Below are 23826 nucleotides of genomic sequence, written 5' to 3' on the forward strand. Positions count from 1 at the left end.
CCTCAGCTAGTGACCAATTATTCACAGGAAAAAAATCTAGTTAAGTAGCTGGTTATAATTAAATTTAAAATGGATTTTAGGTTCGATCCCCCCTGCCCCCCTTGATAAGGGGGGTTTCTGATAATTTTTAACGCCTACCTACTTAACTTATCGTTTAGGCAATGAAAGCAGCCCTCTCGAATCTGTCTTCCTCTTTGTGTTCTTTGTGCCTTTGTGGTTTATCCCCAGAGCCAATCCGACTGTTAAAATCCAGTTATCGAGCGTTTATCGCCATTCCCTGCTATTTTTTCTGATAAGCCGCCTGTAGGTCTCGAATCGAAAACAAAGCTTGAAACTTTATTCCCTGAGATTGGTAAAATTCCGCCCCTCCTTGCTCTCTATCCACCAAAGCAATGATTAAATCTACTTGATAACCGGCATCGCGTAATCTTTCTACCGCTACCATGGCACTTTTGCCCGTTGTCACCACGTCTTCGAGGACAACCACCGCGGCACCCGGGTTTAAAATCGGCCCCTCGATATAAGCCATGGTTCCGTGACCTTTTGCCTCTTTGCGGACAATTAAAGCTGGAATCGGACGATTTTCGTAGGCAGATACCACAATAACGGCGCTGACAATCGGATCCGCCCCTAGGGTTAATCCTGCCACCGCTTGGGTATCTGGAGGCAGTAGCGACAGCAATAAACGCCCCACGGCTAAAGCTCCCTCAGCAGTGAGGGTAACTTGTTTGCCGTTGATATAGTAGCTGCTTTTTTGTCCTGAAGACAGGGTGAAATCCCCCTCTCCATAGGCAAGACGGACAAGAGCATCGAGGAGAAATTGACGCAGGGAAGCAGTATCGAGATTCGCTACCGAGGAATTAGCCATATTTTCAGGATTGGGAGCCTGACTGACTCCAAAATTTCGGTTACAATTAAGCCAAAAGTCATTATATATTGACTCGATCGCTAGTATTGATTTCTTTCTCATCCCATTGACGCGATTTTTTAATTAACCCTATCCCTGTGAGGAGATTTTTAGCCATGCGCGCTCAATTTTTACTTCCTTCCCTGTTTTGTTTCACCGGTTTAGTCTGGTTGAGTCCGCCTAGCGCGATCGCCGAAAGTTCACCCGCCACCAATCCTGCACCGGTAAAAACCCAACAATTGCAACTTGTCCCCTCTCCCGATACGGCGGTGGGATTTAATAATATTCCCGGTTTGTTTAACCGCGCTGTTAATAACAATACGGGTCGTTTCTACGACTACACCAACATTTTAGGACAGTTCAACTCTCTTTTTGGTTGGCGTACTTTTCCCCAAGGTTCCTATTTCGATAATATGATTACCCGGGATGCCAAATTAACCGAAACTTTATACTATGATGTCATGCAACAGCAACAGTCTGGGCCTTTAATTCGCACCCAAGATTTACCCAATCCCTTCGATACTTCCCTACAGGAAAATCCCAGTTATTTAAGTCCTGGCGGCTTTTAATTCGCCAATTCAACTCGGAATTGGCGAACAATGTAATGGGTCGAGAATCTTCTTTGAAGGTTCCCGAACTGCGGCAAGATGCCTTTTTAAGTTCGATCGAAGCTCCTTGAGAAGCTAAACTCTCACCCATTTGGCAATATCAAGGGTTTTGTCATAACGATAGCTCATGCCATCATTGGCAACAATTATTTGACCTCGACTGGCTTTATTTTTGATGGTACTTAAGCTATAGTTGGTCAGTTTTTGCATTTCTTGATGGGTAAAATTGTCTTGATTGTTAATTTCAGAGACAATTTCTATCGTTTCATCAACGGTTTTGGCATTGTTAGAATGAGTTGCAATCGCTGCTGATGGATGATAGTCTTCCATTCTCATTAAACGCCAAGTAGAATCCTCGGAAAGTTCCAAAACCTTTTGATGGTAGTTAAACAAACTTTCTCGATGTCCGACACTAATAAAGGTCTTTCCAGTTTGTTGTAACTGTTTATATAAATGATCTTCATTTTTTAAATCTAAAGCACTGGTGGCTTCATCTAAAATCACAAAATCTGGCTGATTAACGAATAGTCGCGCAAAGGCTAGACGTTGTTGTTCTCCTAAAGATAAAATATTTTCCCAATCCACTTCCTCATCAAAATTTTTGATGCGATTAAGAACATCTTGCAGGTTAACTTCTTGTAAGATTTCTTTTAATTGGGTTTCACTCATCTCCGTTGTCGTTTGAGGATAAATTAGCTGTTCACGCAAGTTTCCTAAAATGATATAAGGACGTTGGGGTAAAAATAATAAATCGTCGAGGGGAGGTCGCACCAAATGACCTGTCCCTGTATTCCATAACCCAGAAATAGCGCGTAAAAGAGAACTTTTTCCTCGACCACTTGGCCCAACAATTAATAAACCTTCCCCTGGTTCAACGGACAGGGATAAATGTTCGACAATCACTTTAGCGGCATCGGGAGTTTGTAAGGTGACATCATCAAAAGCTAGATTGTTATCTTCAATGACTTTAATGGTATTAACTGGGTTGGTTTGTTCGCTTACACCCTCTAAAGCTTGGTAAAACTCTTCTAAACGTTCAATATAATTAATAAACTCACCGGAGCGTCCAAATTCATCCACTAACACGGATAAGGCTGTGGAAAAGAAATAGCAACAATAGCTGGCTTGATTAACTTGTCCAAACTCAATTTCACCACTAATATATAATGGGGAAACAATTAAGAAGGGGAAGATTTGAACCATGGATTCATAGCCGCGGTTAAAAAATTCTTGGTTTCTTTCCCAATTAATTTTTTCAATTATAATTTTAATCACCTGATTGAACTTCCTTTGAATAATATTTAACTCTTTTTCTTCCCCTCTAAAAAATGCAATTGATTCGGCGTGAGTCCGAACATGAGTAATGGCGTATTTATAGGTTCCTTCGGTTTCTAATTGTTGTTTACTGACTTTATTTAATTGTTGAGTAATATAGGTAGCAAGAATATTTCCAATAATCGTATAAACCAGCAGCACTATAGAAATGGTTTTAGAAATTGACCAAAGGATGACAATAAAAACCAGCATCTCCATAACTTTTTCAACACAGGTTGTTAAAAAGTCCATCGTTGTTCTGGTGATGGGTTGAATTTCTTGGGATAAACGTTGATCTGGATTTTCAATATCTCCTTTAAAATTGATTTGATAATAAGCACGATTTTTAAAATATTTTTGCAAGATACTACTATTGATCCATTGATACCAATCCAGCGCAATTAGTTGTTTAAGAAACTTGGACAATCCTCCGAAAAACGTCATGCTGCCTAGGGTAATCCCATAAATAATGACAAGATGAGTTAATTTTTCTACATCCCTAGCTTCTGTGAAGGTAATTAAGTCTCTAAAAACAAAACTATTAAACGCATTAAGACCTACTAATCCCACTAATAATAAAAACAATAAAACGAGCATTCCCCAGGAACGAATAATCTGCGAAAAAGCTCTATCCTGGTGTTCTTTCGGATACCAATAAACTTGAATAAATCTTAAAAATTCTTGAAGAGATTGATTGAAAGTTCGGGTATCTTCTTTGAGATTTATACTATCTGAGGTTTTTTCTGCAACATTCATAGGATTCTCCTTGGGCTAAAATGGTGACATTATAACTTTGAATGTCTATCTCTTGAGTTAGACATTAATTCAGCATACCATAAAAATCTGCATTGTTATCAGAAATTCTATTACTACTATTTTCTAGATTTTTTACATATCAGTAATCAATATTAACCTATTGTTTAGGCATTGGAGCAGATTCATAATCGTTTGATAATTTTGGCAGGATTACCAGCAACAACAGTAAAAGGTTCTACATCTTGTGTCACCACCGAACCTGCTCCAATAATTGCTCCTTTCCCAATCGTAACCCTTTTAAGAATCGCAACATTAAATCCAATCCAAACATGATCTTCTATCACCACTGGTGCAGATTTTATATCAAGATATTTAGCATCCTTAATCAGATTATTTAAAATGACGACTTCCACAAATTATTTCTGTCTTAAAACATAATTTAATGAATGAGCATCGGTATCATAAATATTGACATCATCGGCAATTATAACTTCATTGCCAATTTTGATAGAATTTGCTGATCTAATTCCAGTTTTCTCACCAATATAACAATTTTTACCGATTTCTATTTTTCCATCATGGGTAAATAAAAACAATTCACCTAATATTATGGTATTTTCTCCGATAGTAATTAAACTTTTATCTACCCTATAATTTTCACACTTTCCGATAAATTTTACGGAACTGTGAACCGTGGCATTTTCGGAAAGTTGTTTACGTTTTTCGATTCGTTCTTGTTCTTCTAAGAATTTTGAAATTAATAAATATAATTTATGTTTTAAGTTAAACATAACATTTCCCTCTTAGAATTGATGCTCTGGATATTTTGAATCTGGGTATGAGATAAGCTGTGCAATTCAGCTTATGGAGTGTGATGAAATCGATCATTTATTGTGTTAAAAACCCAATTTTAGTAAAATATTCAAAATAAGTTTTTAACAATCTGTCATCAATTTTTGGAAAATTAAAGGCTGTACCCTTTAACCCCATTACCGTATTTTGAGCATCAAACTGGGGGGGATAACCTGCGGATAAATTTTCATCTGAAAAATTATCTAACACCGGAGATAAAGCATTATCTGTATTAATTTTACATTGTTCTGTTAAATGTGATCGCCATTTTTCAAAAGAAACCAACTGCAACGGATAACCCATTTCCCGAACACAATCAAATAAGTCACGATTTAAGGTTGGGTGAGAATTCAACAAATGAAATGCTTTCCCTAAAGAGCTTTCTTGACTGGCTAAATGTATAATTGCACCACTCACATAATCCACAGGAGTGAGGTCTTCTGTACTATCGCCAAAATCAGGAATCATTCCTAATTGAATACAGCCTTTAATCATACGACAAAACAAATCTTCTCTATTACAAATTCCAGTTTTACTATGTCCAATAATTCGAGATGCTCTGAAAATTGTCATCGGAAGTCCCCGTTTTCCAGCTTCCATGATTAATTTTTCAGCGACCCATTTACTTTGAGTATAACCGGCATTGAGTCCATGATTTATACCCAGGGGATCAGATTCTTGAATTAAGTTTCCTTGAGCATAACTGGGGGAAAAAACAGAAATCGTCGAGACAAAATGGACAGGTTTGGTTTTAATTAAGCAGGCTAATCTCAAGATTTCTGCTGTTCCTAAAACATTAGTGGGTTTCAGTATTGAATAGGGATAAATTGCATTAACCCAAGCTCCATTATGATAAATCACATCAATTTGATTGGCTAATTCCAGAAAATCAGGTTCACACATTCCTAAACGTTTTTGGGATAAATCACCAATAACAGGAATAATACGAGAGCTTTTCTGTTCATCCCATAATTGAAAGGTTTTTAATTTCTGGTAAATTTTCGCTTGAGCTTGTTCTAAACTTTTGTCTCGAATTAAACAATGAATATTAGCTTCTGTTTTGTCCAACAATTCAGCTAATAAATGAATTCCGAGAAAACCCGTAGCTCCTGTTAGCAAAATATCAGCAGGTTTCTGAGGAAAGAAAGTCAGAATATTCGGCGGTTGAATGGTGGGATCTAGGGCAATTTCGACTTGCCAATCTGGGATTTGATCACTCTCAATTGTATCAGATAAATTCAAGTCTAAATTAGAGGATAATCCTGCTACCGTCGGTTCTGAAAAAAGATTGTTTAAAGGAATATTAATAGCTAATTGTTCTCGCAGTCGAGAAATCACTTGGGCAGCTTTTAAAGAATGACCACCTAAGTCAAAGAAATTATCGAAAATACTAATTTGCTTTAACCCTAAAACATCTTGCCAAATCTCAGCAACAATTTTTTCCGTAGCTGTTCGGGGTGTAATCATCGTTTTTTGATACTGACTTTCGGTGGGTGCGGGTAAAGCGTTACGATCAATTTTCCCACTGCTCATTAAGGGCAATTCTTGAAGCTGTACAAAGAAAGCTGGAATCATATAATCTGGTAATTTCTGTTTAAGAAAACTCCGCAATTTTGCAGGATCAATGGATGGATATTTTGTCACAATATAAGCCACTAATTGTTTATTATTTGTTTGATCTTCTCGAACAATTACCGCCGTCGCTCGGACATCTGGGTATTCAGTTAATACGGCTTCAATTTCGCCAATTTCAATACGAAACCCTCGAATTTTAACTTGATTATCAATGCGTCCTAAAAACTCTATATTTCCATCGGGTAAATAACGAGCTAAATCTCCAGTTTTATAGAAACGTTGATATTCTGATGAATTAAAAGCATGAGTAATAAATTTTTCACGGGTTAAATCATCGCGATTGAGATAACCTTTGGCCAAACCTAAACCTCCAATTAACAGTTCTCCTGGTATTCCAATGGGGACTTGTTGCAAATAGCGATCACAAATATAAACCTGTGTATTTGTAATCGGTTTACCAATGGCAACAGAATGAATTTGAGCAATTTTATGAATGAAATTGGGATTAAAAACTGTGCTGGTTATCGTCGCTTCTGTCGGACCATAAGCATTCAACCAAGTGATATCTTCTCGTTGACTATTTGATAGTATTTTTTGCCATAATATTAATCGCTCTGGTAATACTTCTTCACTTCCTGTAATCACTAAGCGTAGGGTTTCAGGTAAGGTTATTAAAGTTTGAGATAAATCTAATACCCATTCATGCCAATAAGTAGCCGGAAGATTAATGACTGTTAAACACTTTTGCTGAATAAATTGAGTAAAATCAGCTAAAGAAGGGAACATTAATGCAGGACGCATAACTAAAGTTGCACCCGTTAAAAAAGTTGGATAAATTTCTTCAGCAGCTACATCAAAGGTAAAAGAAGCAAATTGTAAAATTCGATCACGACTTGTTAAATCATAGACTTTAATGATTCCTAAACTATGATTAACTAAACTTTGATGTTCAATCATAACCCCTTTAGGAGTGCCTGTTGAACCAGAGGTATAAATAATATAAGCTAAATTATTTGGCTGAATAGGGTTAACTAAATTGTTTTTGCTTTGACTAGCAATTGAGCTTTCTTCAGTATCCAGACAAACCACTTCTGCTTGATGATCACGGAATAAATTAACGAAGGTATTTTGAGTGATTAATACCGAGACTTGAGCATCATTTAAGATATAGTTTAAACGCTCTTGGGGATAATTGGGAGCTAGAACAAGATAAGTACCACCCACTTTAAGAATTGCCAAAAAACTGATAATAATAGATACAGATTGTTCTAAACAAATTCCCACTAACGATTCAACTTTAACCCCCTTAGATTGGAGATAATGAGCTAATTGATTGGCACGATGATTTAAGTCTTGATAGGTGATTTTTTCCCTGCACCATTCTATTGCGATCCCATTTGGATTTTTTAAAACTTGATGTTCAAATAATTCATGAATACAAACCTTTGGATTTTCAGCAATATTAGTCTGATTCCATTGAGCTAATAACTTTTGTTCTGATAAAGGTAAAATAGGTAATAATTCAATCGATTGTTCAGGATTAATGGCAATTCCTTCTAACAAGGTTTGAAAGTGGGTAATCATGCGTTCAATCGTGTCTTGATTAAACAACGCGCAATTATAATCAAAAGAGCCGACTAAACCCTCCGCCGTTTCTTGCATGGCTAAGGTTAAATCAAATTGAGCAATTAAAGCATTCATCGTAACGGGAGTTAATTTTAAATCCGCCATCGAAAAATGATTAATGTGCAGCATATCTTCCCAAGAAAACATCACTTGAAATAAAGGACTATAACTTATATTTCGTTCAGGATTTACCACTTCCACCACCTTTTCTAAGGGTAAATCTTGATGTTCATAAGCTTCTAAAAATGCTTGTTTAACTTGATTTAATAAAGCTTGAAATGAGAGATTTTCTTTAAACTGAGTCCGAATGGGTAAGGTATTAACAAAGCAACCAATTAAGGGTTCAATTTCAGGAAAATGTCGATTGCCACTGGGAATCCCAATCACAATATCTTCTTGACGGCTATAGCGATATAATAAAACATTAAACGCCGTTAACAGCGTCATATTCAAAGTAGCGGTTGACGTTTGGCTAATATTTTTCAGGTTTTGGCTTAATTCTGGACTTATTTTAAATGTACAATTATTGCCTTTAAACGTTTGTATGGGAGGACGAGGATGATCAGTGGGAATTTCTAATAAGGGTGGAATTCCGGTTAATTGTTGTTGCCAATAATTAACTTCCTGGGTGAGTTTATCTCCTTGTAACTGTTGTCTTTGCCAAACGGCAAAATCACCATATTGAATAGGTAAATCGGGTAAAGGATTAGATTGTTTTTGTAAAAAAGCTTCATATAAATGAGAAAGTTCTTGTAGTAAAACTTTCATTGACCAGCCATCAAAAATAGAATGGTGTAAACTCAAAAATAAAAGATAAGAGTCAGCTTTTAATTTAACCAAAAAAGTCCGCATTAAAGGAGCTTGGGTTAAGTCAAAGGGAGTATAAATTTCTTGTTCAGTTAATCGCTCTAATTCTTGAGTTTGTTCCCTAGAAGATAAGGACTGTAAATCCACTAAAGGCAAATTTAACTGAATTTTCGGTTTAATAATTTGTCGGGGAATTTCGTCAACTTCTTGAAAACAAGTTCGCAACAATTCATGACGTTGCATAATAGTTTCTAAAGCTTTTCTAAAGATATCAATATCCAAATTCCCTTCAATTTGAAAGCGAAACGCCATATTATAGGTATAGCCGTTAGCTTCTAATTGGTACAAAAACCAAAGTCGTTCTTGAGAAAAAGAAAGCGGTACAAGTTGAGATGGATTCCTAGAAGGTATCGTATTTGTTTTTACACCGATTCCTTTTTTTTGTAGTAACAGCTTGAGTAATTTCTGTTTGTCTTGAGAGTTATGGTTCATTTTTGACATGGGTTAAATAGGATTAATTCAGTGATTTTAGGTTGGTTTGATCGATATAAATCAACCTAAAAATTGTTTAATTATTGATGCTAAATAGCAGTATAACCTCCATCTACCATTAAAATTGCTCCAGTTACATAAGAGGAAGCTGCGGACGCTAAAAACACGACAGGGCCAATTAACTCTTCTAAATCTCCGGTTCGTTTCATGGGAATTCTAGTATATAATTCGTCCATTTCATCGGAAGTTGAACGTAAACCTTCTGTTCCTTCCATCATATTATTCATATACCCCGGTGCAAAAGCATTGACTCGAATTTTGTGACTAGCTAATTCGACCGCTAGGGATTTTACTAATTGATTGACACCACCTTTTGCGGCGCTATATGCTCCTGAAGATTTGGGAACAGCAACGAAAGCACAGATAGAAGAATTCATAATAATTGATCCCTTTGTTCCTTGTTTGATCATTTGTTTGGTTGCTAGTTGAGCGCAATTAAAATAACCTTTTAAGTCAACATTAATAACCTGATCCCATTCAAATTCCTCTAATTCATCAGTGTTTTTGAGAATTTCAACTCCTGCATTACAGACCATAATATCGAGTTGACCATAATTAGCAACCGCCTGGTTAATTAAATTCTGACAAGCTTGACGTTGACGAACATCGGTCTCAATTGCGATGGCCTCGCCTCCTGCTTCTTGAATCAGTTGAACCGTTTGTTCAGCACCAACTTGATTAATATCACCAATTACTACCTTAGCTCCAGCTTGTGCTAATCCTTGCGCTAATACCCGACCAATTCCTCGGGCAGCACCCGTGATAATTGCAACTTTACCTGTTAAATCAAAGAGATGATTTGTCATTTTTTTCTGTATTTTTTTTGTAATTATACCATTTTTAAAGCTAGGGAAATACGCTTAAACTCATTTATTTTTAAAGGTTGTGATTAGACGTGCTACAGTGAGATTTTCAAAAAAATCACGCAAAGTACAATTAATTTTAAGAATTTTACCGATTTTATCAATTACCTGAATAACTTTTTGAGAATCCCCCCCAAGGTCAAAAAAGTTATCATTAACACTAATTTCTTCTAATTCTAAAACTTCTTGCCAGATATTGACCATGGTTTCTCTAGTTAGATTATGGGGTAAGTCATTAGATTTAATTTCATTGATTGATAAAGACAAGGGGGAAGTATTGTCTGAGAAAGAGACGGATTCAGAGAAAGGACATAGATCAGAAATGGTTTTATTAGGATCAGTGACAATATTCTTCAATAACTGCTGAAAATATTGTCCCATTTGAGTAATAGTTTCAGCCGTAAATAAATCAGCTTTGTACACGAAAGCACCTCTCATACCTTGCTCAGTTTCTTCAAGGGATATAGTTAAATCATTTTCGGCACTATGGGGTTCTATATCCATTTTTAATAACTCGTCTGTGACTGTCAGATTGATGAATTTTAAATCTTGTTTAGGAGCATTCTGGAAAAGGAAAATGACTTGATGAAACAAAGCATATTGAGTATCCCTAATGGGTTTTAATTTTTCCACTAACGTGATAAAAGGAATTTCTTGATAAGCATCAAACTCTAAACTCATCTCTTTTACTTGATGCAGCAAGTCTCGAAAATTGGCTTGACCTTCTACATGAGTATATAAGGGGAGAAACTGAACCATAAGTCCGATTAAATCTTGTGTTTCGGGTTGGTTACGATTAGCCGCAACTCCACCAATAATAATTTCTGTCTGTTGTGTATAGTAAAAGAGTAATATTTTTAAGGCGGCTAATAAAGTCATATATAAAGTCGCTTTTTCTTGATGACTTAATGACTTTAATTCGTCTGTTAAGTTTTGGAAAATAAGGAAATGATGAATAGCTGCTTCAACAGGTTGAGCCGTTGTGCGTGGGTAATCAGTAGGAAGTTTTAAAATGGGTGGGTTAATCCCTATATGTTTCTTCCAAAAATTCAGATGAGATTGCCATGAATTATCTTTTATTGATTGCCATTGCCACAGAGAAAAGTTACCATATTGAATCGGTAATTCAGGCAAAGGTGAAGGTTTATTCAGACAAAAAGCTTCATAAAGAATGCCTAGCTCTTTAGTCAAAATATTCAAAGACCAACCATCAGCAATAATATGATGGATTGTCATAATTAACAGATAGTTATTTTCAGCAAATTTTATAATTTTACTGCGAAATAATGAATCTTTTTCTAAATCAAAAGATCGGTTAATTTCTGCTGATAACAATCTTTTGGTTTCTTTTTTTTGCTCCAGTTCACTAAGTCTTTGTAGGTCAAGAATTGAAAAATCAAAAACTGGATCATCTGTAATTTTTTGGAACACTTTTCCATCTATACAAGTAAAAGTTGTCCGCAAACTTTCATGACGTTTGACAATTTCTCTTAAGCTTTCCTCTAGTGCAGGAACATTAAGCAAGCCTTCAATGCGATAAATACAAGGCAAGTTATAAATACAATTTTCTGGATAAAATTGAGCAAAAAACCAAAGTTCTAACTGAGTTAAAGAGATAGGAATTAATTCAGAGTTGGATGATTGGCGTTTAGGTATAGTATTTACTTTTTTAAAACTAATACCTTTTTTTTGAAGCAGGAGCTTGAGTAATTTTTGTTGATCTTGAGAGTTGTTTTTCATTTGTAATTAATAATTCAGAAGTGGTTGACTTATTTTTTTTAGTTTTGAGATAATAAAGCTTGAACTTCTTCTGGTGAAAGTCTAGAAATTTCTTGAACCGTTACGGCAATTTCATTTAGTAACCCTTCATTCCCCACTAATTCAATCATGACTGGAGTTAATTGGCTGATGGTTGAGTGATTAAAAAGTTGACGCACAGAAACTTCAATTTCTAAGGTTTGACGGATTTTACTAATCAGTTGAATTGCTTTTAAAGAATGCCCACCTAACAGAAAGAAATCGTCTTCAATCCCAACTCGTTCGACTTCTAAAATTTCTGCCCAAATTACCGCTAAAACTTCTTCAATTGCAGTTCGAGGAGCGACATAATTTTGAGTTAACGATAAGGGGTTTTTATCGGGTATTGGTAAGACTTTTCGATCAACTTTACCGTTAGGACTGAGTTGAAAAGATTCCATCACCACAAAAGCAGAGGGAATCATATAATCGGGTAGCCAGTTTTCAAGGAAATGACGTAATTCAACTTGGTTTACGGTTTCACCTGGACGGGGAATAAAATAAGCGGCTAAATATTTTTCTCTGGCGGTTTCTCCCTGAACTGTAGCAATGGCTTGGGCAATTTGAGGATGTTGATTTAAAATAGTTTCTACTTCCCCTAATTCAATTCTATAACCTCTAACTTTGACCACATCATCAATTCTTCCTAAATATTCAATGTCTCCATTGGGTAAATAACGAGCTAAATCTCCAGTTTTATACAGCAATGAATTATCGCTAAAGGGATTAGCAATAAATTTTTCTTTGGTTAATTGGGGATTGTTGAAATAACCCCGCGCTAAACCGCCACCCGCAACATATAACTCGCCAGTGACTCCGATGGGTACAGGTTGAAGATGAGAATTTAAAATATAAACTTGCACATTAATCGCGGGTTTACCAATGGGAATATACTTCGGCCAAAGCTCAGGATTAGGGTCAAAGGTATAACTGGTAACGATATCCGCTTCTGTGGGTCCATAAAAATTGTAAAGCGTACAATGTTCGAGTTTCTTGAATGCAGAAATCATCGCTGGGGTAATTTGTAATTGCTCTCCAGCTGAAATAATTTCACGCAAGTTAGCAAATAAGTAGGTTTCCTCACTATAGGTTTCAATTAATTGTTGTAACAAAGTAACGGGCAAAATCGCTTTATGAATGGGGTTATTTGCCAATAATTGACTTATTTTAGCAAGGTCTAAGCGGGCATCTTCTGGAACAATAAATAAGCTTCCCCCTAAACACCAGGCTGCAAACATTTCGTGATAGCTAACATCGAAATTGAAGGGAGCAAATTGTAAGAAATTTCTCTCCGGTGACATTTTCGCCTGATGATGCTCAATAATATTCGTTAAGGATTGATGCAGGATCATAATCCCTTTTGGCACACCCGTAGATCCTGAACTATAAATAATATAGGCCAAATCCTTTAAACTCACGGGGTTGTCAAGATTAGTCTTGGGTTCTAAGGCAATTTCTGACCCTTGTTCATCCAATAAAATCCGTTGAGAAATGGTTTCACTGTTTAAAAGAGATTGACAATCTTTTTGGGTTAATAAGGTTTTGATTTGGGTGTCTTGCAGGATGTAAGAAAGTCTTTCTTGAGGATAGGTTGGGTCTAGAGGAACACAAACACCGCCTACTTTTAACACTGCTAAAACGGCAATTACCATATTAACAGACCGTTCTAAACAAATCCCGACCAAAGATTGAGAACTCACCCCAATTTTTCGTAAATAATGAGCCAGTTGATTGGCAGACTCATTGAGTTCTTGATAGGTTAATTCTTGCTCTTGAAAAACAACGGCAATGGCTGAAGGGGTTTTGAGGGTTTGTTGTTCAAATAATTCATGAACGCACTGTTTTAGGAGTTTTTCGGGTGCAGTTTGATTCCATTCAATTAATAATAATTGACGTTCAGCTTCCGTTAATACAGGTAAGTCTTGAATCCGACGATGGGGATTAATAGCGATTCCTTCTAATAAGGTTTTAAAATGACCTAATATCCTTTCAATGGTGTCATTTTCAAATCGTTCTTGAGGATAAATAATTTTAATACTTAAGGCTTCTCCAGGGGTGACAATAACCGTTAAGGGATAATCAGCATTGCCATAATCTTGCATTTCACCGACTTGTAAACCGCCTAAATTATCACTATCATTTTCGCTAAAGGGTAAATTTTCAAAGACAACAAAACTTTCAAAAACTGAATGAGGGGACGGAATTTCACTCCATTTTTGAATATCAATTAAAGAACTATAACTATATTGCTCTCGTTCTAAATGCTCTTGTTGTAATTGTTGAAACCAAGTTAATAATTCAAGTTGAGGCTCAATTTTGATGCGAACGGGTAAGGTATTTAAAAACATCCCTACCATCGATTCAATTCCTGTAAAATTGGGCGGTCGTCCCGAAACGGTTGCCCCAAATACAATATCAGATTCACTACTATAATGATGTAATAATAAAGCCCAAGCTCCTTGAATTAGGGTAGAAAGAGTAAGGCGATATTCTTGGGCGAGTAATTTCAGACGACTGGTAATTTCTGGAGAAAGTTTTAATTTTTGATCAAGATAATTTTTACTTTGAGTAACAAGAGGATTTAACGGTTTATCAACGACTAATGGAGTTGGAGAGGTAAAACCTTGAAGATTTTTTCGCCAAAATCGTTCGGCTTCAGTTTGATCTTGCTGTTGTAGCCAATTAATATAGTCTTGATAAGGGCGGGGTGTGGGTAAATTGACGGGTCGATAGTTGATGAGTCCAGCGTAAAACTCGAAAACTTCTTTCAACAGAATTGCTGTTGCCCAACCATCTAATAAAATATGATGTCCAGTATGGATAAATTCATATTTTTGATCTTCGACTTGAATTAAATGACATCGAAGTAAGGGGACTTTATCTAATTCAAAATATTGCTCTTTATCAGAGGTTAATAATTCCTGAAATTTAGTTTCTTGTTCGGCGGGAGAATGTGATCGCCAATCCTGATTAAACCAAGGCAAAGTGACATTTTTTCTAACCACTTGTAAAGGCTGTTTGGTTTTTTTCCAAGCAAAACAAGTCCGTAAAATACTATGTCTATCTACTACTTTTTGCCAAGCTTGTTGGAACGCACTAATATCTAAATTGCCTTGCAAGGTGATTTGAATTTGTGATAAATACGTCTTTGATTCTGGATTATATAAAGAATGAAATAGCATCCCCTGCTGCATGGGAGAAAGGGGATAAATGGATTCAATATCTTTTTTACTAACCCTAGATTGTTGAGTTGTGACCATTGTTTTTCCCAATAGATTAAATAAAAATGTGCGTGAGTTTCTTCAATCAAACTTAGAACGAATTACCTTTAAGGCTCTTCTAGGTTCTGTGTGATAAGTTTAACTTACAATATGATTGATCGATCTTTGTGTCCTCTGTGTCTCTGTGGTTCTTTCCACCCCCTCGCTAGTAGGATTAATTTTATCCCAAATTTTGGCAACAATTTCTGGATTTAAATTATGAACATGATACACCGCTTTTTCTGGAAAAGTTTTTTTAATAGCAAGATAAGGATTAGCAGAACCAACTTTACCCATTTGATCAACTAGGATCACCGAAGGTTGTTGAAGCTCCTGTTTAAATTTGCGTTGCAGCCTGCAAATATTAAATTTATTAATAATACTGGAAAAAATGGGAAAGTTACGAGTATCTTTAGTCGGATAATAGGGAACAAATTTGTCTAACATTTGAGATTTACATTGGCTATTCATGACCCTTGTGGTTGTTGATTTTTACTTGATGGATATAAATTTAAAATGCTGACGAGGATAAACCACCATCGATGGGAATAGTAATTCCCGTTATATAACTCGCACATTCTGAAGCTAAAAATACAACGAGATTAGCAAATTCTTCAGTCGTACCAATTCGATTCATGGGAATTGTTTTTAGAATTCCTTCTCGGATTAAATCTGGGGTTGTTCCTTGCTTTTTGGCATAAATTTCTAAATATTCTCGATGTCTAGGGGTATCAATAACGCCGGGGTTAACACTATTAATTAAAACATTATAGGGGGCGGTTTGTCTAGCTACTGATTTGGTAAAATTCATTAAAGCTGCATTGACAACACCCGATTTAACTAAACGAGGAGATGGCTCTTTTCCCGATGTCCCAATGATATTAACAATTCTTCCCCAATGTTGTTTTTTCATAATCGGTAACACTAAATTGGTTAAGCGAATATAACCCATTAATTTTCCTTGAAAAACGTTTAACCAATCTTCATCGGAAAGGTTTTCAATTAAATTTTCAGCAAAGTTAGCTCCTTCAGAATTATTGACTAAAATGTCAATTTTGCCGTATTGATTTAAAGAGTCTTGTATTAATTGTTCAGAATCTTGAGCTTGATGGACATCAGCCACTAAACGCAGAATTTGTTGGGAAGGATAAGCTTGAACCAGAGATTGATAAGCTTGTTCTAAGCGTTGGGAATTGCGACCACAAATAATTAAGTGACAGCCTTCTTCTGCTAATTTTTCAGCAATGGTAAACCCAATTCCCGCACTACTTCCCGTAATCAAAGCCACTTTATCTTTTAATCCTAAATCCATAAACTTTGTCCTAGCATTTTGTGGTTAAACTTAAAATTTTAAAACAAACTAAATTAAAATTTTAATCAAATTAATATCTTGATTCGATGAATTATATCCCTTTTTTAAAACTTTTGAAGGAGCATAATAAATTTGACCATATTCTAAACACTGTTCTTCATTTTCTATAAAAATTTCTAATTGTCCATTTAAAATAAATCCGATTTCTTCTTGCTGACCTTGATGTGGGGGAATGGAATAACTAGACGGGATTTTCATCATCACGATTTCAAACCAAGAACCCTTAACCGATTGACAAGGTAAATGAGTGATTTTATCTTGGTTGTTTGATAGGGTTAATACAACGTCTTCTGAAGGTAAAGAAGAGGTAATCCGTTTAAGATCAAATCCAATCATCGCTTCGGACAAAGGATTAACAAAACCATGAGAAACATTAGCATCGGCGACATGAATATCTTGTAAAGCTCTCAAGGGTTTAATCACATCTTTAATATACAGTTCCAGTTCTCCTGAGAGTACCATGCCAATTTGACTTTCAGGATGTTGGTGGGATTCAAGTTTAGCATTAGGAGCTACAGCGGATAATTGAAAAATGGTATTTTGGCATTGAAAAACCTCTAATTCTACATGAGGATTGAGTTTAATAGGCTTGGGAATTGGGAAAAATTTAGACATGATTTTAGGGGACAAGTTCAAAATGAAATTGAAATTTAAACTCTCAATTATTTTTCTGTGATGAAGGCAACTATTTTCATCGGATAGGGAGCTTTTTTAGGTATGCACAGGTAAATAAATACTTTGAATCATGGTGTTTTCCTGTTTGTGAAATAAAGACCAACTCATCTCAATTTTACCATATTGTGAAATAAATTCTAAATCATGTTCTCGGATGGCATTTTCATTGGTAATGGCTAAATCTGCCAACCCCTGTTTAACTTGAATAGCGGCAACACTGGTAGAATTGACAAATTTGATTTTAATCTTGTTTTGATTCAGGTCGCTAGGTAATAAATAGGGAAGTAAAGGAAGAGGAGCGGGATGAGTAACTAGGGTACAGTTTTCTAAAACGATTCCTTCATTTTTTCGCTTGGCTAATCCGTAAACGGGTGTGGGATAGGTGAAGATAAAACCTAGTTTAAAACTCGGTTCCATGTAGAAATCATTAATTCTTTCATAGGCATGGGGTACTAACGCCAAATCTATCTGATTGTCGAGTAAAGATTCTTTTAAATCTGTAAAGCTATCAAATAAATGACTATTAACCGAAATCTGTTGTAATTTCCATTGAGAAATTAGATAATTTAAGGTTTGTTCACTACTGGTTTCTTTTGGACCCAAAGTGCCAACGCTTAAGGTTTTGACATCAAGCTGGGGATAACACAATTCCATTGAAAACTTTAACATGGTTTTAAGGCTCCTGAATTTTTAAGGGCGGATAAATTAGGATTTCCGGTGCAAAATAAAACAATTTCAAGTTCAGCAATTAAAAATTTTACCAACTCATCAACGGCGGCTTCTGATTCAATCGCTGCTACGAGAAACGGTCGAGCCAACCCTCCTAAATCGGCTCCTAAAGCGATGGATTTGGCAAGGTCTAAGCCATTTTTTAAGCCTCCAGAAGCAATTAAAGGAATGGTTGAATTCATAGACCGAATGGCAGTAATACATTCAGCCGTAGGCAAACCCCAATCGGCAAAAACTTGTCCGAGATGCCTTTGTCTGTTGTCTTTGGCTCTTTGACTTTCGACTTTAGCCCAGGACGTGCCTCCGGCCCCAGCCACATCAATCGCAGCGACTCCGGCTTCAATTAATTGTTTGGCCGTCACCGCAGAGATGCCATTTCCGACTTCCTTGGCGATGACGGGAACGGGCAATTGAGCGCAAATTTGCTCGATTTTAGCGAGTAACCCTTTAAAATTGGAATCGCCTTCCGATTGAACCCATTCTTGTAAAGGATTGAGATGCAGAATTAAAGCATCAGCTTCTAATAATTCCACCAGTTTTAAACAGTCTTCTAAACCGCAGCCGTAATTTAACTGTACAGCCCCTAAATTCGCTAACAGGAGAATATCTGGCGCCAGAGAACGGACTGCAAAGGTCGGCGCTAATTCCGGTTGTTCGAGTGCAATGCGTTGAGAACCCACCCCCATCGCTAAACCATAACGTTGAGCGACCGTTGCCAATCGAGTATTGACTAAATGGGCTAATTCTGTTCCTCCGGTCATGGAAGAGATGAGAATTGGAGCTTTTAGAGATTTCCCCAAAAAGGTTGTCCCCAGTTCAATATCGCTACGGTCAAGTTCAGGAAGACAACAATGGGTAAAACGATATTTTTCTAAACCGTTTGTAAGTTGTTGAAACTCTACATCTTCTTCGATACAAACTCGCAGATGTTCGCTTTTACGATTTTCAATTTCACTGGGAAGATTAGGTGATGGCATAGTTGTTATCAAGCAGGAGGGTTAAACATTAAGTTGAGGTTAAAAATCGAGTTCTGAAAGCAGTTCATCTAGTTCTACCTGATTAAGATCCGCATCGGGAAAATCCGATGGAGTATAGCCTCCTTCTACCGATAAACAATGGTTAATCAGGCTTTCTAAAGAATCTCGATAGGCAGCAGCTAAATTTTTGATCGTTGTTTGATGATGAAAATTTTCACTATATTGCCATTCTATATCAAGTTGCCCATCAACCACAATTCCATGAATCGCAATTAAATGGGAACGTTTTCCCAAAGGACTATGAATGGAACCACTGGATTCTTGAGATAATTTCCAGCCTATCTCGCCGATTTGATGGCTGGTAAATTGACCTAAATAATTAAAGCTAATTTGAGCTTTTGGATAGTTTTTTAACGGGGATTGAATCGTTAAATCTGAACTCAGATAATATCCAATTCCATAATCAAATCCCCGATTCGGAATTTGTCGTAATTGCTCTTTAATGGACTTGAGACATTCACCGGGATGGTGAAGATTTTCTAAGGTCAAAAAGACGGGAAAAATACTGGTAAACCAACCCACAGTTCTAGATAAATTTACGGATTCAATTACATTCTCTCTTCCATGACCCTCCATGTCAAGCAAAAGTCCATAATTTCCTGTCCAATGACCGAAAGCTTGGACTAAAGCGGTCAATAGAATATCATTAATTTGGGTGTTATAAGCTTGCGGAACCTCCTGTAAGAGTAAGCGGGTTTGTTCTTCGGTTAAGGTGAAAGAGACCGTTTTTGCATGGGCAACAATGTTGGACTGAGCTTCACCTTGACGGTCTAAAGGAAGAGGACAAATTGAGGGAAACTCACGGTTTAGCCAATACTTGAATTGAGCGTAAAATTCTGGGGTTTTAGCATAGTTTTGCAGTTCCTCAGCCCAAGTTTTAAAAGAACTGGTTTTAGGAGGAAGTTGCAGGGGCTTTTGGTTTTCTAATTGCTGGTAAATAGTGACGAAATCTTCGAGGATAATCCGCCAAGAAATTCCATCTACTGCTAAATGATGAATTACAATTAACATTTTTCCACTCTCACCCAAGGCGAAGAAAACCACCGCCATTAAGGGACCTTCCTCTAAGTTGAGTACCCGTTGTTGAACCTCGGAAATTTCTGCCATCTTGGTTAATTGTTCATCGCAAGATAGATGGGATAAATCCACCTTTTCAAAAGCAAAATTATTGCAATCATCGCTGTGATTTTGTTGCCATTGTTCCCCTTTATGAACAAACCGTAACCGCAAAGCATCATGGTGATAGAGTAATTTAGAAATAGTTTTTTTTAATAAATCTGGTTGTAGATTATTGGGAACCTCTAACAAGATAGATTGATTAAAGTGATGACGTTCGGGCAAGTTTTGTTCAAAAAACCATTTTTGAATCGGAGTTAAGGGGACGTGACCGATGACTAAATCCTGTGTGGTTTGATTAACCGAAACTCGCTCCGCTACGGTGGCTAATTGAGCGATAGTTTGATGACTAAATAATTGTTTAGGAGTAATTTGTAATCCCGCTTGATTAGCTTGAGCAATAATTTGAATGGCTAAGATAGAATCTCCTCCCAACTCAAAAAAGTTATCGTTAATACTAATATTTTTAAGTCCTAAAACCCTTTGCCAAATTGCAGCGAGAATGCGTTCTTTTTCTGTACCTGGACTGAGATTGAGGGCAGCTTCATCCTCTAATTCTAGTGTAGGTTGTGGGAGAGCGCAACGATCAATTTTACCATTAGCGGTTAGGGGAAAAGCGTCTAACAAAACGAAGAAAGCAGGAACCATATATTGAGGTAACTTTTCTTGCAAAAATAGACGCAATTGAGAAACAGTTAAGTTTTGAGAGGCAATCACATAAGCACATAAACGTTTAACGCCGGGTTGATCTTCTCTGGCAATAATAATCGCTTCTTTAACTTGGGGATGTTGATTGAGAACGGTTTCAATTTCCCCTAATTCAATTCTAAAACCTCTAATCTTAACTTGATGATCAATGCGACCCACAAATTCAATTTGTCCGTCGTTTCCATAACGAACTAAATCACCGGTTTTGTAAAGGCGATCACTGAGTTTTTGACTAAAAGGATTGGCAATAAATTTAGAATCGGTTAACTCTGGACGGTTGAGATATCCTTTAGCTAATCCTGAACCACCAATGTATAATTCTCCTGGAATTCCAATCGGTACAGGTTGTTGATATTGATCTAAAATATAGACCTGAGTATTGCTAATGGGACGACCAATAGGCGGTGCTTTTTCGGTTAATAAATCTGGGGTTATTTTAACAGATGTTGTAACAACAGTATTTTCAGTCGGACCATAGTTGTTGACTAATGTAAAGGGAATGGAGGTAGGGGGAAAATCATTGAGTTTATCTCCTCCAGTTAACATTAATCTTAATAGACAATTGGGAGACCAATCTAGGGGAATTAGGGTTTCTGCAAGAGGAGTGGGTAAGAAAGAAACGGTGATTTTTTTGGCAATTAACCACTCTTGCAGTTGTTTCGGTGATGTTAGCAAATCTGGGGGAACAATCGCCAGACACGCCCCCGCTGTTAAATAAGGCCAAATTTCCCAAACTGAAGCATCAAAGGCAATTCCAGCTAATTGAGTGACTCGATCAATTGTTGTAATATCAAAGGCGTTTTGATGCCAAGAAACTAGGTTTAATAAACTTTGATGTTGAATTAAAACTCCCTTGGGTTTTCCAGTGGAACCAGAAGTATAAATGACATAAGCTAAATTCTCAGATGTCATCGGATGGAGGAGATTATCTTGCGGATGATGATCAAGAATTTTCCCATCCTGATCTAAACAAAATATTGTTCCTAAATAGTTGGGTAAAGTGTCAACTAAGTTTTCCTGAGTTAATAACACCGATACGGCAGAATCTTCTAACATATAAGCTAGACGTTCTGATGGATAGTTCGGATCTAAAGGAATATAAGCTGCACCCGCTTTAAGAATGCCTAAAAGTCCGATGATCATCAAAACAGAACGCTCGATACAGATTCCTACTAAGTCCTCGGTTTTAACGCCTAAGTTTTGCAAATAATAAGCGAGTTGATTGGCTTTTTGATTTAACTGTTCATAGGTCAAAGATTTTTCTCCATCGATGACCGCTATAGCATCAGGTGTTTTAACAACCTGTTCTTCAAATAACTGATGAATACAGTAATGATCAGGATAAGACGTTTGAGTTTGATTCCATTCTACTAATAATTGCTGTTTTTCCGATTCAGTCAGTAACGGTAATTCCCCGATGGTTTGCTGAGGATTGGCTACAATCCCCTTTAATAAAGTTTGGAAATGACCTACCATGCGGGTAATTCTTTCTGGGGTAAATAGGTCGCCATCATATTCCCAAAAACCTTCTAAATAAGAGCCTTTTTCCGTCTCTATTTCCTCTAAAAATAAGCTGAGATCAAATTTAATTCTCTGGTTTTCGACGGCTAGATATTGAGCTTTTAAATTGGGTAATTTTAAAGCATTGAGAGGGGCATTTTGCAGCGCAAACATTACCTGAAATAAGGGATTATAACTTAAACTTCGTTCGATTTCTAACCCATCAACCACTTGCTCAAAGGGGACATCTTGATTAGCATACGCTTCTAAAACAACATTGCGAGCTTGCTGTAATAATCCCGAAAAAGTCGGATTTCCTTCTAGGGAATTCCGCAGCACTAAAGTATTGACAAAAAAACCAATCAAAGGTTCAATTTCTTGTCGGTTTCGGTTGGCGGTGGGTGTCCCGATTAAAATATCATCTTGACCACTATAACGAAAGAGTAAAGTGTTTAAAGCAGCCAGTAATGTCATAAATAAAGTCACCCCCGACTTTTGGCTCAAAAGTTTCAGTTTTTCTGTGAGTTCTGAGTCAATTTGAAACGAGATACTATGACCTCGAAAATTGGCAGTAGCTGGACGGGGTTTATCGGTTGGAAGTTCTAATAAAGGAGGGGCACCCGTTAATTGTTTTTTCCAATAATTTAACTGATTTTCTAAGATTTCACCTTGTAACCATTGTCTTTGCCATACCGCAAAATCCGCATATTGTATGGCTAATTCGGGTAAATCTACGGTTGAATTGGATAAAAGTGCTTGATAAAATTTAGATAATTCTTTAAATAAAATGCCCTTTGACCAACCATCGATAATAATATGATGGAAAACGTTGACTAAAATATAATTTTCATATCCCAGATCAAACAGAGTACATCGTAATAGGGGAGATTGGGTTAAATCAAAGGGTTTTTGTAGTTCTTCAATAATCTGTTTGTCAATTTGCTCTTGGGGGATATCTTTTAAATTAACAACTAATAATTTAATCTTCAGAGATGGAGCAATTTTTTGAATAGGTTTTCCTTCAACCATTGGAAAGCTTGTGCGTAAGCTCTCATGCCGTTGAATAATAGCATTAATCGTTTGCTCTAAAATATCAATGTTTAAGCGTCCCGTTAAACGGATGGTTAGAGCTTCATTATAAGCTGGATTTTGCCGATCCATCTGATAGAGAAACCACATTCTCTGTTGAGCAAAAGATAGAGGTAACTCTTCAGTTCTGGCAACGGGATCAATAACCGATTCAAGGGGTTTAGACGGTGTTGTTGCGCTTCTTAAAAAAGTGAGAATTTCTGGTTTTCTTGTGCCGATTTCTTGCTTAATTTCCGGTGTCATCGCTCCCTGGGGAGCTTGATATTTTAACTTTTCTTCCTCAAGCCAAAGCTTGATGTCTAAACTATTTAAGTAAGATAAAAATTCTGCGACTTTCATTAATAGTATCCTTTTCCCTAATTGATGTTCTGGTATTTTTGGAATGGGGGGGGTGATGTTTGGCTGGGTTCAGTAGCTCAAGCTAGAGCTACTGTTAGAGATATAATCAACGGTTCTCATAAATTTAAATACCCTCAAAGACTAAACACTATCGCACAAATAAAGGTTATCAATGGCGAGGAGTCAGTGGTTATTGTTAAAGTCAGTTGCTATGGGAGCAACCGCTTACATACTCCACAAAAAGACTGTTTTAAACCGAGACTATTTATAGCATATTCTGGATGATAAATTTTAGTGATGGATACAATTTTTTACATTTTTTCCCAAAAGGGTTCTGAAAAGCT

The 23826-nt window shown here is 36.6% G+C and carries 13 protein-coding genes and 1 pseudogene; 1 reads left to right on the forward strand and 13 read right to left on the reverse strand.

The features are described 5' to 3' along the window. Positions 1-280 precede the first annotated feature (280 nt). Positions 281-970: an orotate phosphoribosyltransferase gene (gene pyrE / locus PX481_RS02460; protein ID WP_288093502.1), complete on the reverse strand. Its 690-nt coding sequence runs from the start codon at positions 968-970 to the stop codon at positions 281-283. A 53-nt stretch (positions 971-1023) separates the two neighbouring features. Between pyrE and PX481_RS02465 the strand changes: the two genes are divergently transcribed. After that, the gene (locus tag PX481_RS02465) at positions 1024-1476 is read left to right on the forward strand and encodes a hypothetical protein (protein WP_002762096.1); all 453 of its coding nucleotides are present in this window, start codon (positions 1024-1026) and stop codon (positions 1474-1476) included. Positions 1477-1590: 114 nt separating this feature from the next. Here the strand turns inward: PX481_RS02465 and PX481_RS02470 are convergent, their stop codons facing one another. The 12 genes and pseudogenes from PX481_RS02470 to PX481_RS02530 form a co-directional block, all read right to left on the reverse strand. Then, positions 1591-3585: an ABC transporter ATP-binding protein/permease gene (locus PX481_RS02470; RefSeq protein ID WP_288093504.1), complete on the reverse strand. Its 1995-nt coding sequence runs from the start codon at positions 3583-3585 to the stop codon at positions 1591-1593. A 182-nt stretch (positions 3586-3767) separates the two neighbouring features. Continuing rightward, positions 3768-4376, reverse strand: a pseudogene (locus PX481_RS30015) (acyltransferase). Positions 4377-4473: 97 nt separating this feature from the next. After that, the gene (locus PX481_RS02485; RefSeq protein WP_288121999.1) at positions 4474-8946 is read right to left on the reverse strand and encodes a non-ribosomal peptide synthetase family protein; all 4473 of its coding nucleotides are present in this window, start codon (positions 8944-8946) and stop codon (positions 4474-4476) included. A gap of 80 nt (positions 8947-9026) precedes the next feature. Next, complete coding sequence (locus tag PX481_RS02490; protein ID WP_288023403.1) at positions 9027-9803, reverse strand: SDR family NAD(P)-dependent oxidoreductase; 777 nt, start codon at positions 9801-9803, stop codon at positions 9027-9029. Between the two features lie 60 nt (positions 9804-9863). Further along, positions 9864-11600 (reverse strand): condensation domain-containing protein, encoded by a 1737-nt coding sequence (locus tag PX481_RS02495; RefSeq protein WP_288023401.1) that lies wholly within the window; start codon positions 11598-11600, stop codon positions 9864-9866. A gap of 38 nt (positions 11601-11638) precedes the next feature. Beyond that, positions 11639-14917 carry a non-ribosomal peptide synthetase gene (locus PX481_RS02500; protein WP_288093507.1) on the reverse strand — a complete coding sequence of 1093 codons (3279 nt, stop codon included), beginning with the start codon at positions 14915-14917 and terminating at the stop codon, positions 11639-11641. 99 nt (positions 14918-15016) lie between these two features. Beyond that, complete coding sequence (locus tag PX481_RS02505; RefSeq protein ID WP_288023397.1) at positions 15017-15388, reverse strand: capsular polysaccharide biosynthesis protein; 372 nt, start codon at positions 15386-15388, stop codon at positions 15017-15019. 40 nt (positions 15389-15428) lie between these two features. Beyond that, entirely contained in the window at positions 15429-16229 is an 801-nt protein-coding gene (locus PX481_RS02510; RefSeq protein WP_288023395.1) for an SDR family oxidoreductase, read from the reverse strand. Between the two features lie 48 nt (positions 16230-16277). After that, positions 16278-16904, reverse strand: coding sequence for a cupin domain-containing protein (locus PX481_RS02515; RefSeq protein WP_002762084.1), 627 nt, complete (start codon positions 16902-16904; stop codon positions 16278-16280). Positions 16905-17000: 96 nt separating this feature from the next. Next, positions 17001-17633, reverse strand: a complete 633-nt coding sequence (locus PX481_RS02520; RefSeq protein ID WP_002762083.1) for a LysR family transcriptional regulator — start codon at positions 17631-17633, stop codon at positions 17001-17003. Further along, entirely contained in the window at positions 17627-18670 is a 1044-nt protein-coding gene (gene fni, locus PX481_RS02525; RefSeq protein WP_288023393.1) for a type 2 isopentenyl-diphosphate Delta-isomerase, read from the reverse strand. The genes PX481_RS02520 and fni overlap by 7 nt, the downstream gene beginning before the upstream one ends. Before the next feature lie 39 nt (positions 18671-18709). Continuing rightward, positions 18710-23482: a non-ribosomal peptide synthetase gene (locus tag PX481_RS02530; protein ID WP_288023392.1), complete on the reverse strand. Its 4773-nt coding sequence runs from the start codon at positions 23480-23482 to the stop codon at positions 18710-18712. Positions 23483-23826 lie beyond the last annotated feature (344 nt).

The organism is Microcystis sp. M53603_WE2, assembly GCF_030065435.1.